Annotated in this window: 29 protein-coding genes and 1 pseudogene; 20 read left to right on the top strand and 10 right to left on the bottom strand. The window is 55.1% G+C overall.

What is annotated here, in order from left to right; genetic code table 11:
• Positions 1 to 18: 18 nt before the first annotated feature.
• Positions 19 to 489 carry a hypothetical protein gene (locus Q1B21_RS11030; protein ID WP_299889336.1) on the bottom strand — a complete coding sequence of 157 codons (471 nt, stop codon included), beginning with the start codon at positions 487 to 489 and terminating at the stop codon, positions 19 to 21.
• A 70-nt stretch (positions 490 to 559) separates the two neighbouring features.
• Complete coding sequence (locus Q1B21_RS11025) at positions 560 to 736, bottom strand: zinc-finger domain-containing protein (protein WP_299889334.1); 177 nt, start codon at positions 734 to 736, stop codon at positions 560 to 562.
• An 89-nt stretch (positions 737 to 825) separates the two neighbouring features.
• Between Q1B21_RS11025 and Q1B21_RS11020 the strand changes: the two genes are divergently transcribed.
• On the top strand, positions 826 to 1,818 hold the full coding sequence (locus Q1B21_RS11020; protein ID WP_299889332.1) for an ABC transporter ATP-binding protein: 993 nt from the start codon (positions 826 to 828) through the stop codon (positions 1,816 to 1,818).
• Here the strand turns inward: Q1B21_RS11020 and Q1B21_RS11015 are convergent.
• Entirely contained in the window at positions 1,815 to 2,282 is a 468-nt protein-coding gene (locus Q1B21_RS11015) for a DUF1203 domain-containing protein (protein WP_299889330.1), read from the bottom strand. The genes Q1B21_RS11020 and Q1B21_RS11015 overlap by 4 nt on opposite strands.
• A 234-nt stretch (positions 2,283 to 2,516) precedes the next feature.
• Between Q1B21_RS11015 and Q1B21_RS11010 the strand changes: the two genes are divergently transcribed.
• Positions 2,517 to 2,930: a group III truncated hemoglobin gene (locus Q1B21_RS11010; RefSeq protein ID WP_299889328.1), complete on the top strand. Its 414-nt coding sequence runs from the start codon at positions 2,517 to 2,519 to the stop codon at positions 2,928 to 2,930.
• A gap of 155 nt (positions 2,931 to 3,085) precedes the next feature.
• Positions 3,086 to 4,021 carry a DMT family transporter gene (locus Q1B21_RS11005; RefSeq protein WP_299889326.1) on the top strand — a complete coding sequence of 312 codons (936 nt, stop codon included), beginning with the start codon at positions 3,086 to 3,088 and terminating at the stop codon, positions 4,019 to 4,021.
• A gap of 78 nt (positions 4,022 to 4,099) precedes the next feature.
• Here Q1B21_RS11005 and Q1B21_RS11000 read toward each other — a convergent pair whose 3' ends face one another.
• Complete coding sequence (locus tag Q1B21_RS11000; protein WP_299889324.1) at positions 4,100 to 5,212, bottom strand: S-(hydroxymethyl)glutathione dehydrogenase/class III alcohol dehydrogenase; 1,113 nt, start codon at positions 5,210 to 5,212, stop codon at positions 4,100 to 4,102.
• 129 nt (positions 5,213 to 5,341) lie between these two features.
• Here Q1B21_RS11000 and Q1B21_RS10995 point away from each other — a divergent pair, with 129 nt between their 5' ends.
• The gene (locus Q1B21_RS10995) at positions 5,342 to 5,629 is read left to right on the top strand and encodes an I78 family peptidase inhibitor (RefSeq protein WP_299079382.1); all 288 of its coding nucleotides are present in this window, start codon (positions 5,342 to 5,344) and stop codon (positions 5,627 to 5,629) included.
• A gap of 60 nt (positions 5,630 to 5,689) precedes the next feature.
• Here the strand turns inward: Q1B21_RS10995 and Q1B21_RS10990 are convergent, their stop codons facing one another.
• Positions 5,690 to 6,415: an SDR family oxidoreductase gene (locus Q1B21_RS10990; RefSeq protein ID WP_299889321.1), complete on the bottom strand. Its 726-nt coding sequence runs from the start codon at positions 6,413 to 6,415 to the stop codon at positions 5,690 to 5,692.
• A gap of 230 nt (positions 6,416 to 6,645) precedes the next feature.
• Between Q1B21_RS10990 and Q1B21_RS10985 the strand changes: the two genes are divergently transcribed.
• Genes Q1B21_RS10985 through Q1B21_RS10965 form a run of 5 tightly spaced genes read left to right on the top strand, consistent with a single transcriptional unit; the run spans position 6,646 to position 10,852 of the window.
• Positions 6,646 to 7,977 carry an NAD(P)/FAD-dependent oxidoreductase gene (locus Q1B21_RS10985; protein WP_299889319.1) on the top strand — a complete coding sequence of 444 codons (1,332 nt, stop codon included), beginning with the start codon at positions 6,646 to 6,648 and terminating at the stop codon, positions 7,975 to 7,977.
• Complete coding sequence (locus tag Q1B21_RS10980; protein ID WP_299889317.1) at positions 7,931 to 8,476, top strand: hypothetical protein; 546 nt, start codon at positions 7,931 to 7,933, stop codon at positions 8,474 to 8,476. Before Q1B21_RS10985 ends, Q1B21_RS10980 begins: the two co-directional genes overlap by 47 nt.
• Positions 8,476 to 9,699, top strand: coding sequence for an MFS transporter (locus Q1B21_RS10975; RefSeq protein ID WP_299889721.1), 1,224 nt, complete (start codon positions 8,476 to 8,478; stop codon positions 9,697 to 9,699). Before Q1B21_RS10980 ends, Q1B21_RS10975 begins: the two co-directional genes overlap by 1 nt.
• Positions 9,696 to 10,313, top strand: a complete 618-nt coding sequence (locus Q1B21_RS10970; RefSeq protein ID WP_299889315.1) for a DUF3833 domain-containing protein — start codon at positions 9,696 to 9,698, stop codon at positions 10,311 to 10,313. Before Q1B21_RS10975 ends, Q1B21_RS10970 begins: the two co-directional genes overlap by 4 nt.
• Positions 10,310 to 10,852: a DUF3833 domain-containing protein gene (locus Q1B21_RS10965; RefSeq protein ID WP_299889312.1), complete on the top strand. Its 543-nt coding sequence runs from the start codon at positions 10,310 to 10,312 to the stop codon at positions 10,850 to 10,852. The genes Q1B21_RS10970 and Q1B21_RS10965 overlap by 4 nt, the downstream gene beginning before the upstream one ends.
• A gap of 92 nt (positions 10,853 to 10,944) precedes the next feature.
• Here the strand turns inward: Q1B21_RS10965 and Q1B21_RS10960 are convergent, their stop codons facing one another.
• Positions 10,945 to 11,136, bottom strand: a complete 192-nt coding sequence (locus tag Q1B21_RS10960; RefSeq protein WP_298934149.1) for a hypothetical protein — start codon at positions 11,134 to 11,136, stop codon at positions 10,945 to 10,947.
• Between the two features lie 1,030 nt (positions 11,137 to 12,166).
• Between Q1B21_RS10960 and Q1B21_RS10955 the strand changes: the two genes are divergently transcribed.
• Entirely contained in the window at positions 12,167 to 12,529 is a 363-nt protein-coding gene (locus Q1B21_RS10955; RefSeq protein ID WP_299889310.1) for a hypothetical protein, read from the top strand.
• Positions 12,530 to 13,115: 586 nt separating this feature from the next.
• On the opposite strand, the gene Q1B21_RS10950 is transcribed toward Q1B21_RS10955, so the two are convergent.
• Both Q1B21_RS10950 and Q1B21_RS10945 read right to left on the bottom strand, forming a co-directional pair.
• Positions 13,116 to 13,343: a hypothetical protein gene (locus tag Q1B21_RS10950; protein WP_299889308.1), complete on the bottom strand. Its 228-nt coding sequence runs from the start codon at positions 13,341 to 13,343 to the stop codon at positions 13,116 to 13,118.
• A 136-nt stretch (positions 13,344 to 13,479) separates the two neighbouring features.
• Positions 13,480 to 13,809: a DUF202 domain-containing protein gene (locus Q1B21_RS10945; RefSeq protein ID WP_299889306.1), complete on the bottom strand. Its 330-nt coding sequence runs from the start codon at positions 13,807 to 13,809 to the stop codon at positions 13,480 to 13,482.
• A 133-nt stretch (positions 13,810 to 13,942) separates the two neighbouring features.
• Between Q1B21_RS10945 and Q1B21_RS10940 the strand changes: the two genes are divergently transcribed.
• Complete coding sequence (locus tag Q1B21_RS10940) at positions 13,943 to 14,428, top strand: LysM peptidoglycan-binding domain-containing protein (protein ID WP_299889304.1); 486 nt, start codon at positions 13,943 to 13,945, stop codon at positions 14,426 to 14,428.
• 655 nt (positions 14,429 to 15,083) lie between these two features.
• Entirely contained in the window at positions 15,084 to 15,242 is a 159-nt protein-coding gene (locus Q1B21_RS10935) for an HGGxSTG domain-containing protein (RefSeq protein WP_366525407.1), read from the top strand.
• A gap of 615 nt (positions 15,243 to 15,857) precedes the next feature.
• Here the strand turns inward: Q1B21_RS10935 and Q1B21_RS10930 are convergent.
• Complete coding sequence (locus tag Q1B21_RS10930; protein ID WP_299889300.1) at positions 15,858 to 16,628, bottom strand: leishmanolysin-related zinc metalloendopeptidase; 771 nt, start codon at positions 16,626 to 16,628, stop codon at positions 15,858 to 15,860.
• A gap of 499 nt (positions 16,629 to 17,127) precedes the next feature.
• Here Q1B21_RS10930 and Q1B21_RS10925 point away from each other — a divergent pair, with 499 nt between their 5' ends.
• From Q1B21_RS10925 to Q1B21_RS10895, 8 genes and pseudogenes are all read left to right on the top strand, one after another.
• Positions 17,128 to 17,370, top strand: coding sequence for a hypothetical protein (locus tag Q1B21_RS10925; RefSeq protein WP_298934094.1), 243 nt, complete (start codon positions 17,128 to 17,130; stop codon positions 17,368 to 17,370).
• A 373-nt stretch (positions 17,371 to 17,743) separates the two neighbouring features.
• A complete protein-coding gene (locus Q1B21_RS10920; protein WP_298934092.1) occupies positions 17,744 to 17,959 on the top strand; it encodes a hypothetical protein in 216 nt (71 codons plus the stop codon).
• A 168-nt stretch (positions 17,960 to 18,127) separates the two neighbouring features.
• On the top strand, positions 18,128 to 18,907 hold the full coding sequence (locus tag Q1B21_RS10915; protein ID WP_299889298.1) for a 2OG-Fe(II) oxygenase: 780 nt from the start codon (positions 18,128 to 18,130) through the stop codon (positions 18,905 to 18,907).
• Between the two features lie 673 nt (positions 18,908 to 19,580).
• Positions 19,581 to 21,641, top strand: coding sequence for an adenylate/guanylate cyclase domain-containing protein (locus Q1B21_RS10910; protein ID WP_299889296.1), 2,061 nt, complete (start codon positions 19,581 to 19,583; stop codon positions 21,639 to 21,641).
• A 417-nt stretch (positions 21,642 to 22,058) separates the two neighbouring features.
• Complete coding sequence (locus Q1B21_RS10905; protein WP_299889294.1) at positions 22,059 to 22,835, top strand: PhzF family phenazine biosynthesis protein; 777 nt, start codon at positions 22,059 to 22,061, stop codon at positions 22,833 to 22,835.
• Positions 22,832 to 23,170 (top strand): annotated as a pseudogene (locus tag Q1B21_RS22370) (nuclear transport factor 2 family protein); the annotation flags it as partial. The gene Q1B21_RS10905 and the pseudogene Q1B21_RS22370, both read left to right, overlap by 4 nt.
• Before the next feature lie 148 nt (positions 23,171 to 23,318).
• Complete coding sequence (locus tag Q1B21_RS10900) at positions 23,319 to 23,717, top strand: RidA family protein (RefSeq protein ID WP_299889291.1); 399 nt, start codon at positions 23,319 to 23,321, stop codon at positions 23,715 to 23,717.
• Between the two features lie 216 nt (positions 23,718 to 23,933).
• Positions 23,934 to 24,305 (top strand): hypothetical protein, encoded by a 372-nt coding sequence (locus Q1B21_RS10895; protein WP_299889289.1) that lies wholly within the window; start codon positions 23,934 to 23,936, stop codon positions 24,303 to 24,305.
• 170 nt (positions 24,306 to 24,475) lie between these two features.
• Here the strand turns inward: Q1B21_RS10895 and Q1B21_RS10890 are convergent, their stop codons facing one another.
• Positions 24,476 to 24,679 (bottom strand): hypothetical protein, encoded by a 204-nt coding sequence (locus Q1B21_RS10890; protein ID WP_299889287.1) that lies wholly within the window; start codon positions 24,677 to 24,679, stop codon positions 24,476 to 24,478.
• Between the last annotated feature and the right edge of the window lie 78 nt (positions 24,680 to 24,757).

Raw genomic sequence — 24,757 nt, 5'->3', positions numbered from 1 at the left:
GCCAGCTAAGATGGTTAACTATCCACCAAAGAGGCCCGAGAAGACATCCGAAAAGCTGTTCAGCAACGCCATGATAACCAACACACCCAAAAGGGCGAAAAACGCCATTGCGAAGAACTGAAACAGGATCGCACCAGTTCCGACCACGATGCCAGCAATTGCTGGGCGCCTTCTTTCATGACGCAACAGGCCAACAGCGGCGAGAATAATCGCGATCCCACCCAGCATGGCAACGCCGATTTGCAGGTAGTCATCCAGATCGCGCGTGGGCACCACAGGGTCTGGCTGATCGATGCCGGCCGCCGAGCGCAACGTGGATTTGCCAATTTCAGCCGCAAGTTCCCCCAGCGACACGCCCGCCGTTTGCTGCGGCGCAAATGGTCCCGCCCAAAAGACAAACAAAGCAGCTAGCAGGGTTATCGATGCCACAACAAAGCCAAGCCAACCAAAAACAGGGCTATGATTGTCACTTGCGGTCACGTCGGTCATTGCGCTCTCTCTTACCGTTGCGCTCGCTGGATACCAACGAAAGGCGGCAAGACTTGGGCACCTGATGTGCTCAGGCGTGCTCCGACCCTTTCAGCACGTATTTACAGTCGCAATAGGGGCACTCGACCCAGCCGGTGTCGTCCGGAATCTGTAGCCATACACGTGGATGGCCCAATGCACCTTCACCGCCGTCACAGGCTATGCGGCTTTTTTCAACGATCTTGGTTTCCGGCGCTTCCATTGTCACGGCTGGCGATCCTTCACTGGTTGTCGGCCTCGCGGGCATGCTTTAGGTGCGTTTATGGGCGATGAGCAATTGAGGGGCAAGTGCCACAAATGAGCCAGGCAGCAATCAGGATCGAAGGGTTGCGCAAAACCTATCGTGGCAGCAAAGGACAGCCGGAAAAGCAGGCTCTGAAAGGGATTGACCTGACCGTTCCTCGCGGGTCGGTTTTTGGGCTGCTCGGGCCGAACGGGGCCGGAAAATCAACACTGATCAACATTCTGGCTGGGTTGGTCGTGAAATCCGCAGGCCATGTGTCGATCTGGGGCTTCGATCAGGATCAAAACCCGCGCCAATCCCGTGCCGCCATTGGCGTGATGCCACAAGAGCTGAATCTGGACCCCTTCTTCAGCCCGCGCGGTGCGTTGGAAGTTCAAGCGGGGCTATATGGCGTACCAAAATCAGAACGGCGCAGTGATGAGATCCTCGAACTTGTCGGCCTCAGCGACAAGGCCGAGGCCTATGCCCGTACTTTGTCCGGCGGGATGCGTCGCCGGCTGTTGCTGGCCAAGGCGCTGGTGCATCATCCGAAAATATTGGTACTGGACGAACCCACAGCTGGTGTCGATATCGAGCTGCGCCAGATGCTTTGGGCCAATGTACGTAAGCTGAATGAACAGGGTATGACCATCATCCTGACCACGCATTATCTGGAAGAAGCGCAGGAAATGTGTGACGAAATCGCCATTATCAACCATGGCGAAAAGGTTGCTCAGGACAGTACTGCCAACCTGCTGGGTCGTATGGACAGCCGCACCATGGTCATTGTGCCGGACAACCCTGTGTCTGATCTGCCCTTGGCCGAAGGTGTCGACGCCACGCTGCGCGACGATGGCAGTCTAATTATGCAGTACCGCAGCACTCACACCAGCGCCGAGCAGGTCTTGGAAGCGGTCCGTTCTGCGGACATCCGAATCCGCGATGTGCGCACAGAAGAGGCTGATCTGGAAGATGTGTTCCTCGCACTCACATCTTCGCGCGCAGATGATCCCCCGGCCGATGATCAGAACCAGCCGCGCCGAGGACTACACCGCGTCAAGCTTTAGGCCCGGTCGATCCGCGCATGATAGCAATTGTTGAGCGCGGATCGAATGTGGATATAGGCGACATCCTCGCACGCAAAGATGGTCTGTGCCGCATCGTGCAGCTGGCTTTGTGGGGCGATGACCCCTGTCCCATAGACGATGCGATCATCCGGTCCGTATCCCTTGATCAGATAGTTGGGCGAAGAGGTCAGCGCCTCGGGCAGCTCCGCAGCATCTTCGTACCGCTTACAAGGCTCTGCACAAAGGTAAATGGGTCCCGTTTCGGCAAAAGGCTGAGTGCCTGGAAAAGGACGATGCGCCAGGACCAGCATCTCATGACCTTCCGGGATATAGGTCAGGCAGTGTCGGCATGGGTTCCCCTGCCCGTTTGAAATTGCACGTTCGGGTGGATTGCCGTACCCGTCTGACGCACCGTCGCGATAGGCCTGAACCTGATCGGTCGGGAGAGCTGATATTCTATACATGATTATCTCCTTTTCTGCCCCGAACATGCCCAGCTGTCCGCGGTCGAGCGACCCGTTTCCTGCGCAAAGGCGCTTGGTATGCTGACGGCTTGGGAATACGTCGCCGCCCGCAATTGCATCCGATTGCTTTGCTGCCGAATCCGCTGGCGCCACACGCGCGACAAAACCACCCCTGTGGTTTGAAAGCTGTTCGGGATATGGCCCTGTACAGACTCGAAATCAGGCCGCACACCCATGTCCAGACCAACCCTGCCCCCGCGTTTTCCAGCCACACCCGAACAGATCAACGCGCAGGTTGCTGCTTTTTACGCCCGTGTCCGGCAGGACAAAGTGCTGGGTCCTGTCTTTGCAAACCATGTCACCGACTGGCCCGCGCACGAGGAAAAGATAGCGGCCTTCTGGCGCAACGCTATTCTATTCGAACGCTGCTACGACGGAAACCCGCAGCGAGTTCATGTCCAGCGGCCCGACGTCCAGCCCGAAATGTTTGCTCACTGGCTGAATCTGTTCGAAGAGGTCGCAACCCAAACGCTGCCATCCGAAACTGCCACCCCGTGGGTTGCGCTGGCACGGCGCATCGGTGTGGGGATGAAAGCGGGGGTGCAATCCGCGCGCCAACCGAAGGATGCACCACCCATCCTGCGATGAGCTCAGATCATGTCGGCTATGACATGTTAGCGGTAAATTGGGGGCTATCAGACTCTGTCAAATGGGTTTAATCAACATCAAACGACAGCTGCCGAATCTCCGCAAGCTGCGATGACAGACTACTAAACACCTAACATGTATCCGAGGCCAAATTGATGAGCGCTCAGAACTCGACCCTTCAGGGACTTGGCTTTGCCTTTCTGGGCTTTGCCGTTTTTGCCAGCCATGACGCGCTGATCAAGGTATTGGGCGGCACATATTCGGTGCTGCAGATCATCTTCTTTGCCACCTTGTTTTCCTTTGTCCCGATGGCCGTCACAATCCTGACGGACCGGGCAACAGGCAACTTCGTGCCGCATCATCCGTGGCTGGTTTTGCTACGTTCGGCGTTGATGGTGACAGGCATGTCCTGCGCGTTCTATTCCTTTTCCGTTCTGCCGCTGGCCGAGGTCTACTCGCTGTTGTTCTCCTTCCCCTTGATCGTCACGGTATTGTCGATCCCGATCCTTGGCGAAGTGGTTCGCGCCCAGCGTTGGGCCGCTGTTGGCGTCGGGCTTATCGGCGTTCTGATAGTCTTGCGACCCGGTACAACCGATATCACGCTGGGCCACCTCGCCGCCCTGATGGCCGCCTTTTGCAGCGCCTTTGCATCCGTTCTGGTGCGTAAGATCGGGAATGAGGAACGCTCGGCCGTGCTGATCCTGTATCCGATGCTACTGGCCATCGTGGTTATGAGCCTTGCCCAACCCGCTGTCTACAAGCCGCCCTCATTGCTGCATCTGGCGATGATGGCTTTGGTGGGCGTGTTTTCCGTCATCGCGCAGCACCTGATCATTCTGGCCTACCGCGCAGCACCCGCCGGGGTTATTGCGCCCAGCCAGTACAGTCAGATCATATGGGCCACATTGTTCGGCATGATCTTCTTTGGCGAAAGACCGGATGTGTGGGTCGCGGTTGGCGCCAGCGTCATCATTGCGTCGGGTGTTTTTGTAGTCTGGCGCGAAACGCGCACAAACGCCTCGGCCAATACGCCAGTTCTGAGGGTACGCTCGCCACGGTCGGATACAGGTGCAACGCGGCCGGGGGAGTAACCCTCAGGAAAGCAAAAGCGGCGAGCTTTTTCCAAGCCCCTTTGGCCATCGCTGAGTGACTTCTATTGTGTTGCAGACTTAATAAACGACAACTGACCGGATGCTTTCACCCTTATGCATCAGGTCAAACCCGTGGTTGATGTCGTCCAGACCCATAGTGTGGGTGATCATCGGGTCGATCTCGATCTTTCCTTCCACGTACCAGTCAACGATCTTGGGCACGTCGGTGCGACCACGGGCGCCGCCAAAAGCGGTACCGCGCCACGACCGGCCGGTAACCAACTGGAAGGGGCGGGTTGAAATTTCGGCTCCGGCAGGCGCCACGCCGATGATGATCGATTCACCCCAACCCTTGTGCGCCGATTCCAGTGCTGTGCGCATCACACCGACATTGCCGGTGGCATCGAATGTGTAATCCGCGCCGCCTTTGGTCAGGTCAACCAGATAGGGCACCAGGTCGCCATCAACCTCAGCCGGGTTGACGAAATCGGTCATTCCAAACCGAGTGGCCATTTCCACCTTGGACGGGTTCAGGTCAACGCCGACGATCTGGTCAGCTCCGGCCAGTCGCAGCCCCTGAATCACGTTTAGGCCAATCCCGCCCAGACCAAAGACGATAGCGCGGCTGCCGATCTCGACCTTGGCGGTGTTGATCACCGCCCCGATGCCGGTGGTTACGCCACAGCCGATATAGCAAATCTTGTCGAAGGGCGCGTCCGGGCGCACCTTGGCCAGCGCGATTTCTGGCAAAACGGTGTGATTGGCAAAGGTCGAACACCCCATGTAGTGCAGGATCGGATCGCCATCCAAGGTCGAAAAGCGCGAGGTGCCATCGGGCATCAGGCCCTGGCCCTGAGTTGTCCGGATTGCCTGACACAGGTTGGTCTTGGGGTGCAGACAGTATTCGCATTCCCGGCATTCCGGTGTGTATAGCGGAATCACATGATCACCCGGCCTCAGGCTGGTCACACCTGGGCCGACCTCGACCACAACACCTGCGCCCTCGTGCCCCAGAATGGCTGGAAACAGGCCTTCGGGGTCGGCACCCGATAGGGTGAATTCATCGGTGTGGCAAATGCCAGTTGCTTTGATCTCAACCAGAACCTCTCCGGCTTTGGGGCCTTCAAGGTTTACATCCATCACTTCCAAAGGTTTACCGGCCTGAACGGCAACGGCGGCGCGGGTACGCATAGTGCACTTCTCCCTGTCCATTTCCCCTGACACTGCGTGAATTACAGGGTGTTTTCAACTGCGCTTTCATGGCAGGCTGGCCAATTGTTTGTTATTGCAGAAACGACATAGCCAGAACGAGGAACGCCAATGTACCGTTTTATCCCGATCCTGATCCTTCTGGCGGCCTGCACCGAGACGCCCCCGCCCGAACAAACCTCAACCGCGTCCGAGGATGCCCCAGTTGATCTGGCTTTCTGCAAAGGCGAGGCTTTTGCGGCTTCGGTCGGCCAGCCCGTTTCGACAATTCAGGCCAATCTACCCGAACGATCCCGCGTGCTGGGCCCAAATGACATTGCAACGCAAGACTATCGCATCGACCGTCTGAATGTGTTCGTGAACGATGCGGGTGTCATTCAGCGACTGACCTGCGGATAAGGGCAAGACAGCGCAGACCGGACTGGCACCGCCATGTCGGCGGGCTGGTTTTGTTAGGGTCTATTTTCCGCGGTAGACCAGCAGATCCGGCAGATAATCGATCAGTCGGATCGCCCATGAAAACGGTGCTGGAAAATCGGTGCGGAAGCGACGACGACACATCGCCTTTACCACCCGGTCCGCAGCATCTTCGGGCGTCATCAACATCGGCATCTTGAAGTTATTCTTCTCGGTCAGACGAGTCTTGATGAACCCCGGATTGACGATGCGCACAGTCACACCCGTATCGGCCAAATCATGCCGCATCGTTTCCGCCAGCGAGATCAGCGCCGCCTTGCTGGACCCATATCCGATGGCAGCAGGCAAGCCGTGATAGCCTGCAAGCGAGCCAATCAGGGTTATTTCCCCCCGCCCCGCCTGAACAAACCCCGGAATCGTTTCACCCAGCACTCGCAACGCCCCGACAAAATTCACGTCGTTCATGGCCAGCGCTGCCTCGGTATCCCAATCCGCTGATCGCATCGGATCATACGCCCCGGCGTTATAGACCAACCCATCCACGTCTCCGACATAGGCCACCGCACGGCGCACAGCGGTCAGATCGGTCACATCGAACGGTACCGCCCGCGCGTTGGGCAGACTATCGCAGATCTCGGTCAAACGTTCGGCATTGCGCGCCGACAAAACCAGATGAGCGCCCTGATCGCTCAGCTTTTCGGCCAATGCACGACCCAGGCCCTCGCTCGCGCCAATAATCCAATAGGTCTTTCCTGCAAAACTGCTCATGCGTGGGCCATCCGGGATACCGGGGACAGCAGTCCCGGGCATTGAGTTTATTTTATTTGAACCATGTTAGTGGTCATACGGGCGCGGAATACAGCTGGATCACGTGGATGCGCATGAAAATCCGGCAAGACATCATAACCTAGAGCACTTGGGAAAATAATCTAACCTGATTGATCCAGCACCAGATCTGCTACGTATCCTTTTGTAAAAAGTCGCACAAAGAGGATCATATGTTCGACGAGACACGGGGCGTACGCAAAAAAATCGCGGTTGTAGGTGCAGGCATTTCAGGTCTTTCCGCAGCTTACTATTTATCAGAAGACCACGATATCACTCTATTCGAAGCTGAATCCAGGCTGGGCGGACATGCCCGCACAGTGATGGCTGGTAAAAACGGGGACCAGCCGGTGGATACCGGGTTCATCGTTTTCAACTATGCGACCTATCCCTATCTTACAAAGCTGTTCGAAGAACTGAACGTCCCGGTCACCAAAAGCGAGATGAGCTTTGGCGCAACAATCGATAACGGTCGCATTGAATACGGGCTGAATACGTTACGCACCCTGACAGCGCAAAAACGCAATCTGGTGCGACCCGCCTACTACAAGATGATCGCGGACATCCTGCGCTTTGGCAAAGAAGCGCCCGAGGCCGCCAAGGACGATGACACCACGATTGGCGAACTGGTTGATCAGCTCCGCCTCGGTCATTGGTTCCGCCACAACTACCTGATGCCCATGTGCGGCGCGATCTGGTCCACTCCGACCGAGTTCGTAGACCAGTTCCCTGCCCGCTCGCTGGTGCAGTTCTTCCGCAATCACGCACTGCTGGCCAGCGGCCGGGCCAGTCAGCACCAATGGTGGACGGTCAAAGGCGGCAGTATCGAATATGTCCGCCGGGTCGATGCCGCCCTGCGCACCCGGGGTTGCGATATCCGGTTGGCCAGCCCAGTTGAAAACGTTCGACGCGACGAAACTGGCGTGACGGTCACCAGTCAGGGACAGTCTGATCAGTTCGACGAGATCATTCTGGCCACTCATTCCGACCAATCACTGGCCATTCTGGGTGAAAACGCGACCGCCGACGAGGCCGCCGCGCTTGGCGCAATCCGGTATCAGCCGAACTCGGCCGTTTTGCATTGCGACCCGTCGCAGATGCCCAAACGGCGCGGGTGCTGGTCCAGTTGGACCTATCGGTCGCAAGGCGGAAACGTGAGTGTGACATATTGGATGAACCGCCTTCAGAACATCCCGGACAGCGATCCGCTGTTTGTGTCCCTGAACGCGACGTCGGAGATTCCCGCAGACAAAATATATGATCAGGTCGAATTCGCCCATCCGGTGTTCGACAAGGCGGCCCTGAAGGCACAAGGGCAAATCCGTGAAATGCAGGGACAAAACCGAACCTGGTTCGCCGGAGCTTATAACCGGCACGGGTTCCACGAAGACGGGATAGCCAGTGCGATGCACGTCGTCGACCGCTTGAATGGCGCCCCGCAAACCATCGGAGCTGACAATGGCATTCTCGAAAAAGATCCGGCCATCCCTGTTGCGGCCGAATAACCGAAGCTGGCGTACCGCGCTGCTTGCGCTTGTGTTGCTGGCCCCGGGCGGGCTGGCGGCCTCAACGGTGACAGACGTGTTGAACAATGCCCAATTGCGTGGCGATGCAACTTTTCGGTTTCTGGGCCTGCCGCTTTATGACGCCAAACTTTACACGCCTCAGGGCGCGCCCTTCAGCTGGAATCAGGATTTCGGTCTGCTACTGACCTATCGCAAGAATCTGAAGCAAAAGGCGCTGGTTGAATCGACGCTTGAAGAAATGGATCGGCAAGGCAACGGCGCGCCCGTTCAAAGCCAGTTGGAACAGTGCTTTCAGGCGGTCAGCAAAGGCGACACTTATCTTGCTGTGTCGCAGGGTCCTGACAAGGTCGGGTTCTGGCGAAACGGGACCAAGACCTGCACGCTATCCTATCCGGGCATCAAGCGCGCTTTCATGTCTATCTTTCTTGGCGACAATACGCGATCCGCAAGCTTTACGCGGCAATTGAAGGGGCAATGATGCTGTATCCCCGTGTCAGCCTGTATGCGCTGATGCTCGCAGCAGCGGGTATCCCGCTTTATATCCATTTGCCGCGATTTGCCGCGGTCAATCTGGGCATCAGCCTGGGGGTGATCGGAACCGTTCTGCTGGTGATCAGACTGGTGGACTTGGTGCAGGATCCGCTGATCGGCTGGGCCATTGACCGATGGCCGGGCGGACAGATTCTGTTTGCCTCACTGGCCGCAATTGGTTTGGCGATCGGGTTTCCCTTGCTGTTTTCCCTGCCAGAAGGCGCAAGTGTGACAGCCCTGATCGCCATACTCGTACTGTTGTTTTCGGCCTACAGCCTTGGAACCATCCTGCTTTATGGGCGCAGTGCGACGCTTGCCAAAAGCACCGACCCGAAAGAGCTGATGACGCTGGCCGCGTTCCGTGAGGGAGGACAACTCACTGGCGTTGTCATCGCCGCCAGCGCCCCGGCCCTGTTTTTTGCCCTTGGAGCGCAAGCGCAGGGGTATCCTGCATTTGGTATGTTTTTGGGGTTGCTCGCAATTTTGACCATGATCCTGACGCTGCCGATGTGGCGCCGCACTCCAATCACGGGACAAGGCCTGTCCTTCTCAGGCCTTGGTCAAGCCGGTGGGTTGCGGTTGTTGGCACTTGCGCTGGTCAACAGCCTGCCTGTGGCGATCACGTCTACGCTGTTTCTGTTCTTTGTCGAAGATCGGTTACAGCTGCCCGGCAAGGCGGGTCCGTTGCTCATCCTGTTTTTCCTCAGTGCCGGTGCCAGCGTTCCGCTCTGGGCAAAGCTCAGCAACCGAATTGGTCCGAAACGAACTCTGATGATCGCGATGCCCCTATCGATCGCAGGCTTCATCGGTGCAGCAACCTTATCGGCAGGAAACCTTGCCGGGTTTGCCGTGATCTGCCTGGCATCGGGCGCGGCCCTTGGGGCCGATATGGTGGTGCTGCCCGCCATGTTCTCGGTCGTTCTGACCCGCGCAGGTCTGAATGCATCCGCCGCGTTTGGCATCTGGTCATTCGCAGGCAAGCTGGGCCTCGCTCTGGCTGCCTTTTTCACCCTGCCGCTGCTGGAGCGCAGCGGTTTCAATCCTGGTCAAACCAATTCCGCGCAGGCGCTGAATACACTCAACCTCGCCTACGCGGTCCTGCCCTGCATCCTGAAACTCGGAGCTTTCGGTATGGTTTTGACACTGCCCACAGAGGTCACAAGCAAATGAACGCCATCGCCATCACCCTGTTGACGCTTCTTGTCGCAAACATCGTAAGAAGCCGCCTGCTTAGCTTTCGCGCCCAATCGCCGTCGGATTACACTGGCACCGGGCCGGTGTTTTCACTGAGAGACAATCTGAACGGGGAAATCCTGTCCGAAGGCCTGATCTATGGTCCCAACGGTAAAATGTCGAACAGCTTCGTCGCGCGTATGGTTGGCGAATGGACGGGAAACTCAGGCACGCTGTCTGAGTATTTCACCTATTCGAACGGGAAACAGATGACGCGCAAGTGGTACCTGACCATGGGCACCGGCAACAGTTTCATCGCCACCGCAGACGATATCGTGGGCGAAGGAAAAGGCACCATCTCCGGCTCGACTGTCAAACTCACCTACAAGATCATTTTGCCCGAAGATGCTGGAGGGCACACGCTGGATGTCACTGACTGGATGTATCTGACCGAGAACGGAGCGATCATGAACCGCTCAGAGATGCGAAAGTTCGGCATCAAGGTTGCGGAACTGGTGGCCACCATGCGCCCGGCCCCAAGAACCAAACACGTTTATGTAAACGGCACGAATGGGTATGATTCCGCATCCGAGGGAAAGCCACTGCAATGACATCCTATCGGTCTTTTGTTGCCTTTGTCGCTGTCGCCAGCCTGGCTTTATTGGCCGCGTGCTCAAGCAAGCCGCGCGTGCCAAAAACCTTTCTGTCAGACCGGCAACTGAATCTTGAAGAGTTCTTTGAAGGCAAAACCGTCGCCTATGGTCAGTTTCAGGATATTCTAGGGAACGTTCCACGGCGCTTCACGGTAGATATCGACGGCACATGGGATGGCGAGACCCTGACGTTGGTGGAAGATTTCGTTTACGATGATGGCGCAACCGAACAACGCATCTGGACTCTGACCAAAACCGGCGATGACACCTGGACCGGGACGGCCCCCGGTGTGTTGGGAACCGCCAGCGGGATCGAACGCGGGGATACCTTTAACTGGAAATACAAAATCGACCTGCCCATCAAGGACGGCACCATGCGTGTAAAGTTCGACGACTGGATGTGGCTGTTGGAGGATGACCGCCTTCTTAATCGCGCCTATGTCTCACGCTTTGGGGTTCGGCTGGGTGAGGTCATCTTGTTCTTCGAAAAGAAGTAGCCCGTGGCACTCGACCAGCATCGCGAAATGCCGCCAAACTCCCTTGGCTCACTGCTAGATTTGGGCGTCTAGCCTGCGGACGTGGGCGGTTGTTATTTACGATCGGTCAGCAGATCGTTTTGCTTTTCCTTCAGAATGTTCTGGAACAGCATCTCGACCTCGGCCTTCTCAAGCGCTTGTTTGCCGTCCTCGAATACCGAATTGCCCTGAAGGGACTCGTCGGAGGTTGAAACCCGGACGACCTTGTTGTCCATCAGGTAGCTCAAAAATGACTTCATCGGCATAGTCGACTCCAACAACAGTTAAGCTTCACGGCGCTGTCGCTGCGGACCTGATCCGAACCCCGAGGGAGAGTGGGCTCAAGGAATTTCGTGAGTGGTTCCCTTGGTCCGCAGCGACATGGCCCATGTAGGAGGAACGCCGCCTGTCGTAAGGGGGAAGAAATCGTGGTTTTGCGTCACTTTTTGACTAGCCAGTCAAAAAAAAGAGGAAAAGCTTACGTTTACGTCAACTACCTCAACAAAGAGACTGGTTTTTGCGACGTTACGTCAAATTCAGTTGCTGAAAAAAATCCGATGATCAGGAGCTTTCAATCAGCGAATCCCATGAAACTCGCCCGCACATAGCCCCTTGTTGAATTTCAAACTTACGGCATGAGCAGTCAATTCTCTAAAACCATGACCCGCGGAAACAGTCATGGAGATATAAAGGGCCGTGCATCTTCATTTAAGAATGAAAAAGGGCGCGCCACCACCAGCGCGCCCGATCCATGGGGAGAATTAAATTTCGCGCTTGAAACACAACATAAGCGCTAACTCGTTAATACATTCAACATGAAAGGTTTTGACGAGCTTATCAGTGACGCCGTTCACACAGCATAAACGTTTTTAGAAGTTTGTTCTCTTGGAAGGTCGCCCAGGTGCTTCTAACAAAAAGCGTTCGAAAACCGCGATTGCGCTCAAAGTGTTGTCAGTTTTGCCTGTGTAGAGTCCCTGCAGCTCTCAAAGTCATTCAAAGCCAGGAGGCCCAGTCAGCCAAATTTCACCTGTCGATAAAAGACAGGCGAGTTTCTAACGGGGAGGTAGCGGTGCGACGCGCCGAACTCGTACCCCCTCATGGAAATCGCAAACCCATCTGGGCGCGTCGCAATTTTTTGATTAGACGCGACCCGTGTCCGGAATATGGCGGTTTTGTTAAACCTGCTCAGTACGGGAGTTCTCCAATTTCGAACAAAACAAAGGACAGCTATATTGGCGTCAACGGAACACCACCTCGACTCCGTATATCCCAATTGCCGAAGTGACCCGCGCCGACATGTTGGCATTTCATCACGGATTGCGCGAAACACCGTATCAGGCCAACCGTGCGGCGGTCATGTTGTCGAAGTTGTTCGATCCGGCCGATGATTGGGGATCGCGGCAACCGGGATCTAACCCAGCCCGTCGGATCAGGAAACTCCACGAAGCAGAAAAGACGCGCTATCTCTCGGACTCGGAACAAGTACGGCTTGGCGCGGCGCTGGAAGGCGGCACAGAGACGGTCTACGCGGAGTCGGCCCTCTTGTTGCTGATTTACACCGGATGCCGCCTGAGCGAGATTCCGACGCTGCGCTGGGACTACCGCCGTTGGGCCCCGGAAACCATCGTCCCGATGGAACCCAGGCTGATCATGCACTAACATTCAATCTCAACCACTCAAGTGGGGCTGTTCAGATTCGCCATCAGGAATGAAATCATAGAACTCAAGTTCTTCGGTGCCAGATAGAGTAATGATGCAAACGGGTTTTCCGCAGGATCACTAATCCTTAAAGCGCCTTGAATTTCACGAATTGTCACCCAAAAGCCTATTGTAAGGGCTAGGTCATTCGAAAGTTGTCAAAAGAACGACCAGCACTATCGCGATAACGATAACCGCTACCCAAGATGACTCGGGTTTTTTCGGGTTGTCTGGTTTTTGAGTACCTTTTGGTTCATTCTCTTCAAAATAGTGAACATCAGGGTGTTCGCAATTGCATTGTCCATAGGGTATGGCGTCTCGATATACAGCGCCACAATAGCTGCACTTATAAGGCATCTCGCTAACTCCTAAATCAATGTCAGAAGACTAGCATAGTTCACTATTCCAAACAAAAGAGCCCGACCACTAGGACCGCAAGTCGCCTTTCACGATATCCTGCGCCGGTTCCGGTGTTCAGATTGTGGTAGGCGTCGTGTGGGATCTGGGCAGTATTGTCGGCTGGACGTGCTTTGGTCGCTGAGTCCTCTTATCCGCCAACATAGACTCCGGTTTTTGGTCGGTAGAAAATCTTCTGGTCGTGAAGTCGGCCAAGAAGCTCGTTAATTCGGTGTCGATACTCTTCCCTTTCAGCTTTTCCCACATCATCTTCGTTGGGCGGCTCATGGGTTAGCGAATTCAAGGCGCGGCGAAGCGAGTCTTCGATAATGTCTATATCCTCGACGGATAGTTCGAACATATCGTTGTACTGGGGCATACTGAGACCTCTTATCTGGTTGCGAGCCTTAAGGGTGCACCACCAGCCCTGGGTTTTCCACCGCTCCTTATTGGTGAAGCTTGAGAGTCGGCGCGCTGTAGTCAGGTGACGCATTCCAACGATATCGCAAGTCGTGTCAGGCAACACCCGAGTCACGCTTTTCCGCTTCAATCAAACGCTTTGTACGCAGATAATCCAGGCCGCCTAAAACTAACACCAAGCCCGAAACCAGAAATGCCAAAAGCCCGATGCCGACTTGCATCGACTGTGCTTCATAAAAATGCAGCAAACCGAGCCCCGCGATAGCCAGGCCTAACGCGGTTTTCACGTAAGCCAGCAACGTTCGACGATTGGCCAACTCCGTGCGCACGACTGACAAAACCATATTGTCTATCTCTCGACGCCGCTTGGTTTGGTTATCGTTGTCACTCGTGAGGTTCTGGACCGAGCCGACTTTCGGATTCATCTCTCACCGCTCCTGATTGTTGACCTTCGAAAGTCCGTGTTCCCCAAAAGATGTGTCTGATATCACCCGACGGATTTGGTCGCTGGGACGATTTGGGGTATGAGTTTCCTATTTAACTGTAAGGAGCTCAATTATGAATATCGAGATTCTCCAGCCGAAACCCTTTGATATTGTCGGCAGCACAATCATGATTGCAGGAAATGCTGTTGGCTTCGAAGGTCATCTTTCGATTTCTGTCAGCGAAGGGCACGTCGAGTTTAGCGGCGCGGCCTCAGCTGGAGCAATCGCACTGCGACAGTTTCAAGCCAAAGTAGAGATACCGGCCAATCCTAATTTCCAGCTTGATCGTCTTTTTGTGACGGTGACTGACGACAGTGGTGGTGGTGAAGGTGTGGTCCCTACTGTCCATGTTCCGGTGTTTTACGGGCCACGCATTCTGACCGACTATGTTGGCTATCGGAACTACACTGTCGCGCCGGGTGACACGTTGAGTTCAATCTCAACTGCGCATTACGGTAATCCAGGCCAAGTGTCCGTTATCCAACGCGCCAACGCACACCTTGTTGATGATCCGAATGTGATTTTTCCAGGTCAGGAATTCCGCATTCCGATTGCCTAGCAGCGATTACGGCCGCCTCCACGTCATCTCCATCGGCATAACACACCCCTAACCAACGGTCACGCGTACGTTCGCCGTTCAGGCGCAGGCAATGGATTTGCCGCGCAGATAATTGACCATCCAAGGTTGGCATCCTGGCCGGATCGTGTGTCCAGTTCTGGCGCATCCGCCCCGTTCAATCAGACCGGGGTTCCGTCGACAACAATAGTGTCGGCGTCACGAATATAGGTCCTAGCTTGCACGGATGTGGCGAGAACCAGAGCAACAAACCCGATTATTATCGGGAAATAGCGGCGTATTCCAAACATCTGCAAACCCTTCTCCACTTCAAGATAGGTAGGTATCACTGATGAAAACCGCTTTGGATCGTGGCTTATGCATCCAAGTGTTCCGCTAATGTTCCTTTCTCGATATGAGGTGTTAAAATACCTCGCAGTGAGAGGCAGGATGACAATGGAAGCACGAGAAGTAAAAGGCTGAGAGGAAGAGGTAACGCAGGCTCAGGTAGTCGGGACGGTGCGCCCTGCGACCCTTGATGACTTGCTGCAAATCCTCGCCTACTCCCCTGCCCTCGTCCAGATAGGAGGTACAACATGACAAGCGATACCAATGTCTACGAAGCCAGAACAAAGGACGCGTATGCCTTGACGCCCCCATTACAGGGCGTTCCCGATGTCGCCTGGACGGTGGTTTGTCTACCGGCGCAAAGACCGCCGAGGGCGGCAGGCGTATCTCGGAAGCAAACACAACGCTTCGGGCTGAACGTAATCGGTTGATTGCGCTGGAGGTGAAGCTTGAAGCGTGCATTAGTTAACCCGGAAAACCTTAGCAATATCAAAGGCGGTTTCGGGAAAAGGTACACGATATGTCAGACCGCGCAGACATCTGGATAGAAGAACACCGCCCACTCCATGTGTGGCAGGGCACAAATCAAATTGGGGCGAGGTTGTCAGTCGACTAGTAGTCGCCCCAGCACGTGATTTGCCTGACGAAGCGCGTTTGAGTGTTGAGCGTCCTTTGTCAGCGCTATCAGGGCTGGGTAATTGTGAAATGTAGCTATAACCTCTATTTCCCCGTTCGTTAACGTAAGCGTAGTTCTAATAGGTTCGGACTGCCTACTTGCACCTAGATTACGCAGCCCCGATGCTTCAGAAATCTCCGGTCCTTGAAACTTTAGAAGGCTTGGAAATGCGACTATCAGTTCCTCTGCGGCAGCAAAGACCCTATCAGTTTCTTCAGAAGTCAAAGCCCGTGAAGAAACTGACGCATCATTAAAAGTCCTCTCCATATTTCCGTTCTCTGAAATCGCCACGGAACGACTACTGTTGGCACTTTCGACAGTCCAAGTGAGAATTCGCGTCAATTCGTCGGATTGTATCGGAGACGACATTAGCCCCACCAGAGTTGATACAAGCAGGGTCTTACGCAATTAACCATTCTCCCATTCCGACAATCGAACAGGTTTCGTGCGAATTACCTGGCAACATGGAATCGTGGGAGCTGTCAAAGCAATCATCGCCAAGAGGTTTGAATCGGGCAATGCGTACGGATCTGCCTGACTATAATCGACCTCATACCCCATATCTTCCAATGTCCCGATGGTCATGCGACTAAGCGGTCGCGTTGCTCCCGACAAGAATCCTGTCATCAATTCATGGGCGAATGTCTTTTCACGCCAATGGCCCTCGCGTGTTCCCGGGCCGCCGGTGTTTGCAATCGGTACTTTCGTTGCGGTTCCTTGTCCGAGCAAGTCGCCATATTCGCGAGAAGCGTTGGGGCCTGTATAGACTGGATCATCCCCGCCAGATCCTTCGATAAAGTCGAAGAAGTCAGAACTCCACAGCGTGCCGATGCCCAGCACATGGCCCATTTCGTGCAGGATTACATCCGTCAGACCGCCATTGGTCTCCATCTCGGCCAAGTCGCCCGTATCAAATGACATCAACCCTCTTGCTGGAAGGTCATTGTCATCTCGAAGAATGGTTGGACCCGCCTGACCAAGAACGCCACTCGGACCGTCAATGAATATTCCTTGCGCTTCGATTACCAATCCATCAATTTGTTGTCCGTCTACGACGACAGGCGTCAGAGCTCCGACGATTATTTCGCGCCACCGGTCGCGAGCAGACGTAAAGGCTGCCTGTTGCGTCACTGAAAGTCCGCCAGAAAATTCGATTTCGAGTGAGAAGTCGCTAGCCATTAAAAACACCTCCTAAAATAATGGAACAACGGTACCAAAAAACCGACTAAAAATCCACTTTTGACACTATCTGTTCAAACTCGGAAAGCTTACTCCGCAGGTTGGAAATAGTGGAACTTCCGCATTCCAAACGGTTGTATTCTAGTCGAAACCATCATTTCATCGTCGAGCCCCCAGATATACCCGGCAGGCGAATTTATGCGGTTCGGGCACTAATGGGCCACCTAACACTTTTCAACTCCATCACAGTCCCGCATTTCGAGTCTGCGGATTCTCAGCGGAGCCTTGCCGTGCGACATGTTTTGGCTCGGATACTAACCGCCTAGTCGCAGTGGGGGAATTTTGCCGAGCAGGTGTTTGCAGGCGCGACTCTCACAAACACGCGGAGATTGGCGCAAAATCGTCCTGCACACTCCACATGGGTGACGCCCGATGCGTCTGGGTGTTTCTGGTGCCTGTCCGGACACAACCACTCAGCTTTTACTTAGGAGCCAATGCAATGAAACCTAAATATATCACCGCACTTGCAACTGTCGCGTTTGGATTGCCCACACTGGCCGCCGCGCAATCTGCGGACACCAATGGAGATGGCGTTTTGACCATTGAAGAGGTGCAGGTTGTTGCGCCAGACGTTGATGCCGATACCTTTACGGCAATGGACGCCAATGGAGATGGTTCTCTGGATCAGAGTGAGATTCAGATTGCGCAAGAAGCGGGCATACTGCCGCCAGACAACGGCTAAACTGCTTCTTGAGAATGGCGGCCCGATCCTCCCCGGGCCGCCTGCCTTCAGGTCCTACCGCATTTTCAGATTAGACTTGGCCACGTTTGGTTCTGCTGCACATCAGTGTGATAACTATCCCAATTGGACCCAACATTACGCCAAAGGCCGTGTGCAGTCCGACGCTTAAGCCCTTGGTGTTGGCGATATAGGCGCAGACGATGCCGCATAAGATGGAAAGTGCGATGAGGACTATCATGTCACCGAGTTAAGTGCTTTCATTCCCATTTCAATGCGACTGATGCGGTCGGAGCTACCCGTGGGTCGAGGCAAATCCCGAAGAGTTGATTTGAAACCTATCTTCCAACAGAGTGCAAAGTGCAGGAGGATCACCATGCAAAACCCGGAAAGTTTCGAAAAGTTCTATTTCGCCAAGGTTGGCATGGGCGAAGCCTGTGGCTGCGCTGAGCGGATTATCGACGTGTTCGAATTCAACCGTAAGGGCGGCGTACAGTCGAAGCGGACGATGAAGCAAGACAAACGCAGACGACGATCGTTTCGCTCATGGGCCGTCAAGTATGGTTTGCTCAGCCGAAAGCGTGGGGTTTGATGGGGACCATCAACGGTGCGTATTGGCTTAAATCGCAACGCCATTGAAAGGCTAATTGAGCATCAGTTGAGAGATACTGTCATGGATGATGAGACACTCAAAAAAACGCTGGCCTCGGGTAGATCTGCAGACCGCTAAATTTTTGGGACGCGAATTCAGGAGAGACCTATGGAACTGCGCGACATTATCGACTTGAACACCTTTCCAATTGACGACGCGGATTTTCGGGTAGCCTGTAAGAAAGAGTTCGACGATACGGGCGTTTTCCTGATGCCTGGCTTTGTTCAGAAGCAAGCAATTGATGCGGTCCGGGATGAAGGCCTTGCCAACAAGGAGAAAGTCTTCAAGTCCACTAAGCAGCACAATGTCTATCTGACCGACAAGGATGAGAGTTTCCCTGATGATCACGCGCGCAACCGACTTGTGACTTCATCCAAGGGGTGCATCACCGACGACCTGATGCCGCAGAATTCGACCCTGCGCACGCTCTACAACGCCCCGGTTTTTCGCAGCTTTTTGTGCGATGTCCTGGGCGAAGAGGCAATGCACGAATATGCCGACCCGCTGTCCTCTATCAACCTACACTTTGCAGAGAAGGGGGAAGAGCTTGGCTGGCACTTCGACAATTCGTCTTTTGCGATCACGCTGATGGTGCAGGCGCCAGAAAAGGGCGGAACATTCGAGTACGTCAATGCTGTTCGCGATGCCGATGTAGGTGAGATGGGATTCGAGAAGGTTGACGAAATCCTGGACGAAAAAATACCAGTAGAATCCGTCTCTGTTGAAGCCGGGACACTGGTGCTCTTCCGTGGTCGCAATTCGATACATCGGGTGGCACCGAACGACGGGGACCTGACGCGCATTCTGGCCGTGCTGGCCTATAATGCAGAGCCTGGTATCGAACTTTCCGAGGCGGCCCGTATGACGTTTTATGGGCGGCTGAACTGAGAATGTAATGATCCGATCATCAACTGCCCCGCCACGAAATGACATCAGCCGGCTTTCGGGAAATGCGGTCTCTTGCTGTGCAAACCTGGCGTGAACTTGCACAGGTCTCAGTGGATTAACCGCAAGGTCAGTGGAATTCGCTAACCTGCGCTAGTTAAGTTTACGGTGCCATAGCGAACAGACCACGCGTCCAAAACTGCTCCAGCCTAGGCGACGTCCACGGGGCGTCAATGACGAAACTGTCTTACACCGAGTAGTCAGTGTTTGGGAGCGGTTAAGTCAACAAAAGAACGAACTCGATACGGGCACATAAAAGTCAATATGGCGGCCTCTTTTTTGCACCCGTGGCGAAATGGCGTTTTAATCCGCTCCCGACTTCGAGCGCGATGCAGATTTTGCTTTCGCAGCGAACGACCGCAAAGCGGGCTTTGCCCGCAGCATCTCGGTTGGCTACTGGATGTCGGGAATGGGCCGCACGTTCACCTGCGCGCCGAGTCTGGAAAAGTCGCAAAGGTCAGCTTCAGCAGCCCACGTTCAAGCGCTCGCTTCAACACATTCCTTTTCTTCTACCTAACAGTTGCGTGAGATTTCGGGATAGGGCGTAAGAAAGTTTTGCCCTCCTAGCAGTCTCAATTCAATACTGAAGCGTATGAGTTTTTTGGCGGAGATTTAAGTGCGATTTAGCGTGGGCATCGCTGTGTCAATTCTGGTGGCCGTGTCCATCGGGGTGTCGACCTTTATTGTCCATTCCCTATGGTGGACGACTGCGCGCGACAATAGCCGCATGCTTGCGGCTGAAATCAACGGCCAGATCGCGAACACTGTCCGCATCGAGGTGGGGGTGACGCTCAGATCGGCCGAAGCCGCCTGGGCGGCCGTTCGTACAATCTTTGTTCAGAACGTCATCGCGACGCGACAGGCCGACAAGCGGGAGTTTGTTTTCCTGTCACAATTGCAGGCGCAGCCGAATATCTCTTGGATGTTCTTTGGCTGGCCCGATGGCAATTTTTTCGCGTCGCACCGTCTAGGTGACGGCGGGCTTGAGATGATTGAAATCGACAAGGGAATCCGGGACCGAATGCTGCGTAAGGATCGCTACATCTTTATCCCCGGTGACATTCAGTTCGAGGAGCGGACCTTTACCGAAACATCCTATGATCCGCGCGAACATGCCTGGTTTGAAAACTTCATGGGGCTCAGCTCTGCGGGGTGGATCGAAGCGCGCGACCTTCCGGATAGTGACAAAACCGTCTACGCCTTTGCTGGTCCGATCGACGTCAACAGAAGGCGGCAAGGTGTTCTGGCCGTTGCAATCGAAACGGATCGTTTGTCACGTTTTCTCGCCACGCTTGTTCCCGGCGAATTCGGCGCGGCATTTATACTGAATGCTGACGGCAAAGTTATTGCGGTACCTGACGCAGCAGCGGATGAGATTACACCGGCGCGCATGGGCGAAGGGAGGCTTTATGAAGTTGCCATGATCTCAGGCGAAAGGTTGTTGGCAGACCCCCAGGCGAATGCCCCGGGCACGTTGACGAAACGTGTCGTCATCGACGGCGTGCCTTATGCGGTGGCGCTGACGCCACTGGGGTTTTACGGCTGGCGCGTTGCCACGGTCATACCCGAAGCGGCGTTTCTGTCGGGCATCGATGAAACGCTGATAGACCTGATATACGTTTTGATCGGTGTGGTGGTGGTCGCAACCGGGCTGGCGATCTGGCTGATCCGAAGCATTGTCGCAAATCCGTTGGCGCGCATCGCCGAAGATCTTGGCAAAATCGAACGCTTTGACGTCGAACGCATTGCGCGCAGACCCTCCAAACTGTCTGAGCTTGCCAATCTTTCTGCGGCAACCGCGAGCATGGCCGCTGGTTTGTCCGCTTTCCGAAAATACGTGCCCACCGATCTCGTGCGTATGCTGGTTGCTGAGGGCATCAAAATACAGCCGGGCGGAGAAATGAAGCAGATATCTGTGTTGTTTTGCGATGTTACGGGTTTCACTGGGCTGTCCGAAAAACTTGGCCCAAAGATTGTCCAGCTGATGGAGCCCTTCTTCAGCGCGGCCTCTGCGGCCATTACTCAAAATGGTGGGACGATCGACAAGTTTATTGGCGATGCCGTAATGGCGTTTTGGGGGGCACCGCGTAAAGATGCTAACCACGCTGAAAACGCCTGCCGCGCAGCGCTGGACCTTGTCGCTGCCGTGGCCGCGTCCGGAATCGAAGATGAGGCCGGCAACCCCTTGCGCGTCAGGATCGGGTTGAACAGCGGCGAGGCTCTGGTCGGAAATATCGGATCAGAGCAGCGGTTGAACTACACCGCGATCGGTGATGTCGTGAACGTTGCCAGCCGGTTGGAAGGGGCCAACAAGGACTATGGAACGCTGATCCTGATCGGGCCGGAAACGAGGCGACAGGCAGCTGACGCAATCGTGGTCCGCGAGTTGGACACGCTTACCGTGTTTGGACGTGTTGAAGAGCTGGTGGTCTACGAACTGATCGCGATGGCGGATGGGCGTGACGAACCATTTGCCTGGATAGAGGCTTATGAACAGGGTCTTGCACATTATCGGGCAGGGCGGTTTGAAAACGCTGTTGCCGCATTCGCGACCGCAGACCAGGCGCGAAACGGAGACCCCGCCTCAGTTGCCATGATGGCCCGCGCCCAAGACCTGTTAGACAGGCCGCCAAAGGAAGACTGGCGTGCCGTTACAAGCACCAATAAGAACCAGTAGGTAACATCCGTTTAAGTTAAGGGGCTTTGGACTGTCACGGACAGGCGACTTGCCAATTGCGCGCATGAGCGTCAGTGATTTGGGCGGCGTTTCGGGAAAGTCCGATAAGTTCGCGTTGTGTGAGCTCAGTACGCCGGGGACTTTGCAGTTGCTGCGAATGTCCGGAAAGCGGGTGCGACCGCAGCAGAGTTACACTTGACCGAGTGTCCGGTTTGTTGGGTCGACCTTAAGATTCGTCAGATATGCGGCAGGGGGATGTACCGCCTTGCCTCGGGTCAGTTTAGGGATCGCCAAGCGGTTCATACGGTGCGCGTCTTCTTACTTCTTGTGATCGCAATTGCGCCCAGCACAAAAGCACAAGCAATGTAATGAGGCGTTGTGATCGCTTCGCCAAAAGCAAGAAACCCTGCAGGGGTTGTGCTGTTGAAGAACGCTGTCAGCGAAGTCGAAATGGCACGCGTCGCGGCCGACGTCGGGTATTCGGAATCCGCCTTTGCGGTTGCGCAGGATGATGGCAGCAAAAGCTGGCGGGTGCGCTATTTCTCACCGGAATCAGAGGTGCCGTTTTGTGGTCATGCCACAATCGCCCTTGGCGCAGCACTGGGCGAGCAAAACGGTGGCGGCACCTATACGCTGGTGTTGAGCGACGCCACGATCACTGTGGATGCCAGGGCTACTCCTGATGGCATGATCGCGACGCTATCATCGCCGCCAACGAAAAGTCGAACAATGACCGAGGAAGAGTCCCGGAATGTCATGGCGCTCTTTGACTTAACGTCAGAGGAGCTCGATCCGCGACTGGCGCCCGCGCATATACACGGAGGCGCCAATCACATCGTGCTGCCCCTTAAGGACCGCTCGCGACTCGCGGCAATGGAGTATGATCTGGACGACGGGCGCGTTGTGATGCGCAAACATAATCTGGTGACTGTAATGCTGGTTTACATCAAGGCAAACCAATCCTTCGTAGTGCGCAATGCCTTCGCTTCGGGCGGTGTCCTGGAGGATCCGGCAATAGGGGCTGCAGCAGCAGCCTTTGCCGGTTACCTGCGCGACAGCCAATGCCCTCGCGACGGCAGGTTCACAATCCGCCAGGGCGAAGACATGGGCAGCCCATCCCAAATCAAAGTCTCGTTGGATGACGTGAAGGGCACTTCAGTGCGGGTCTCGGGTAGCACGAGGGATATGACATGAACGACCAGCCTTGTGTAATCCAATCCTATATCGACGCTTACAATCAAAAGGATGTTGCGGCCATGCTAGCTTGCCTTTCGGGTGACGTGGCGTTTCGCAACATCTCGGACGGAGAGGTCACAACCGAAACGCCCGGCAAGCAGGCATTTGCCAGGCTGGCAAGCCTTGGTGTTCAAGCCTTTGAATACCGCCGCGATAAGGTGGTGAACGTAATATCGGTTGCAAATACCACTTTGATCGAAATCGATTACTCTGCCGTGATGGCGGTCGACCTGCCCAACGGATGGAAAGCCGGACGGCATTTGCAGTTTCGTGTTGGATCGGCGTATCGAACCGCAGGCGGAAAATCGTCAGTATTGTCGATGAAAGCGCGCGCTCCGAACAATCGGGCTGATGAGAGGCCATCTCGTTTTGTTGGTCCCTTTAGCAGCCTCCATCTATTCGTCAGATGCCTTCAACGCGCTATCAGAATGGAGAAAGCAGATGATCACACGGCTGGCCCCGGACACTCTGCGCACTGTCCCAGAACAGTATCAAGGCATCTACGTGCACGGCACACAGATCACGGCTTCTCGGACATTGGTCTGCCTCTCCGGGCAGATCGGCGTGGCGCTGAACGATGAAGCGCTTGAAGGGTTCGAATGGCAATGCCACCAGACGATGAGCAATGTCGAAGCGCTGCTCACCGATGCGGGTCTCGAGACTGCTGACATTCCGCGTGTAATCTACTACGTAACCGGCGCAAGATTTCTGCCTGTCCTGTCCAACATTCGTCAGGATCGCTGGAACCAGGGGCGTGCCCCTACAGTCACCACTTTAGTCGCGGCCGGTTTGGCGGCACCCGATCTTCTTGTTGAGATCGAAGTGACCGCTGCCCGATAAGTGCGATGCCAGACCAGTTGTGGAATCTTGTTGTTTTTGCGTTGGTGGCCACCGGTTCACCCGCCGGATGCAACGGCGTTCGCCGCTGCATCCGGCGCGCGCTTTGGATATAGGCGTTGCATCCCCTCATCTTGAGGATTGCTTGTGCGCTTGCGGGCGGTGTCGGGAGCAGGTCTGGGCACAACACTTCAAGCCGCACCTTTTTTGGAATTTGGAGTGAAAGCAGTCGGTTCGGCTTATCTGTTTTGGCTTGCCGCGAAGACTGTCTTGGCTGGTCCGCCTTTACCCGCAAAAGCTGTTGGGGAGGCTCCAATCAATCTTGCAAGTGGGGCATTACTTCTCTTGATAAACCCGAAGACATGGGCAATGGCTTTGGGTGCTGCATCGTCCTTTTCCAAGCTGGTCAGCAACCCCCTGACTCTCGGTGCTATCCTTGCCGTAGTGTTCGCCCTCTCGGCATGCTCGTCACTGATGATCTGGGTGCTGGCTGATGGCCTCATTGCTCAGTCGCTGAGCGCCGATTGGCATTTATTCAACGGCATCATGGCCATCCTGCCTGCAGCTTCAGTCGTGAAGTACTGGGTTTGAGAAGTTTGATCCCGCGTGGTTTTTTAGAAACGTTCCTCGTGGATCAAGCGTTTGATTGAGTGCTTCCGTTCAGTGTTGTGATCGCGTGTACATGAGGTTTGGTCCGCAGGCCGGACATTGTGCGACTGTTAAGAGCAAGGGCAGCAAGCTGCCGTTGCTTGGTCGGCCGCTCAGAACGGGAACCGATGGCGCGGAGGCGGCGGTCGTTCAATCTCTGGTGGCAGACCGACGTCCTTTCTCAGGTAATCCGGCAGCTCAGATATCCTGCGCAGAACGGGCCGCTCTCCGTCGGGTCGCCGGGCGAAAATAGCCACCAGCCGCAGCAAGAGGCCGCGCGATCGGTTGACGGGGATGTATAGTGATAAGCTTGGCATTGTTCTCTCCATGAATGATGGAAAGCCGCCACGTGAGGAAAACACAAAAAAAGGCCGCTCACGAGGCGGCCTTCAGAT

The organism is uncultured Ruegeria sp. (assembly GCF_947504215.1).
In the GTDB taxonomy this organism is placed as follows: domain Bacteria; phylum Pseudomonadota; class Alphaproteobacteria; order Rhodobacterales; family Rhodobacteraceae; genus Ruegeria.
Note: the sequence above shows the minus strand (reverse complement) of the source record. Positions and strands in the feature narration are given on the sequence as shown.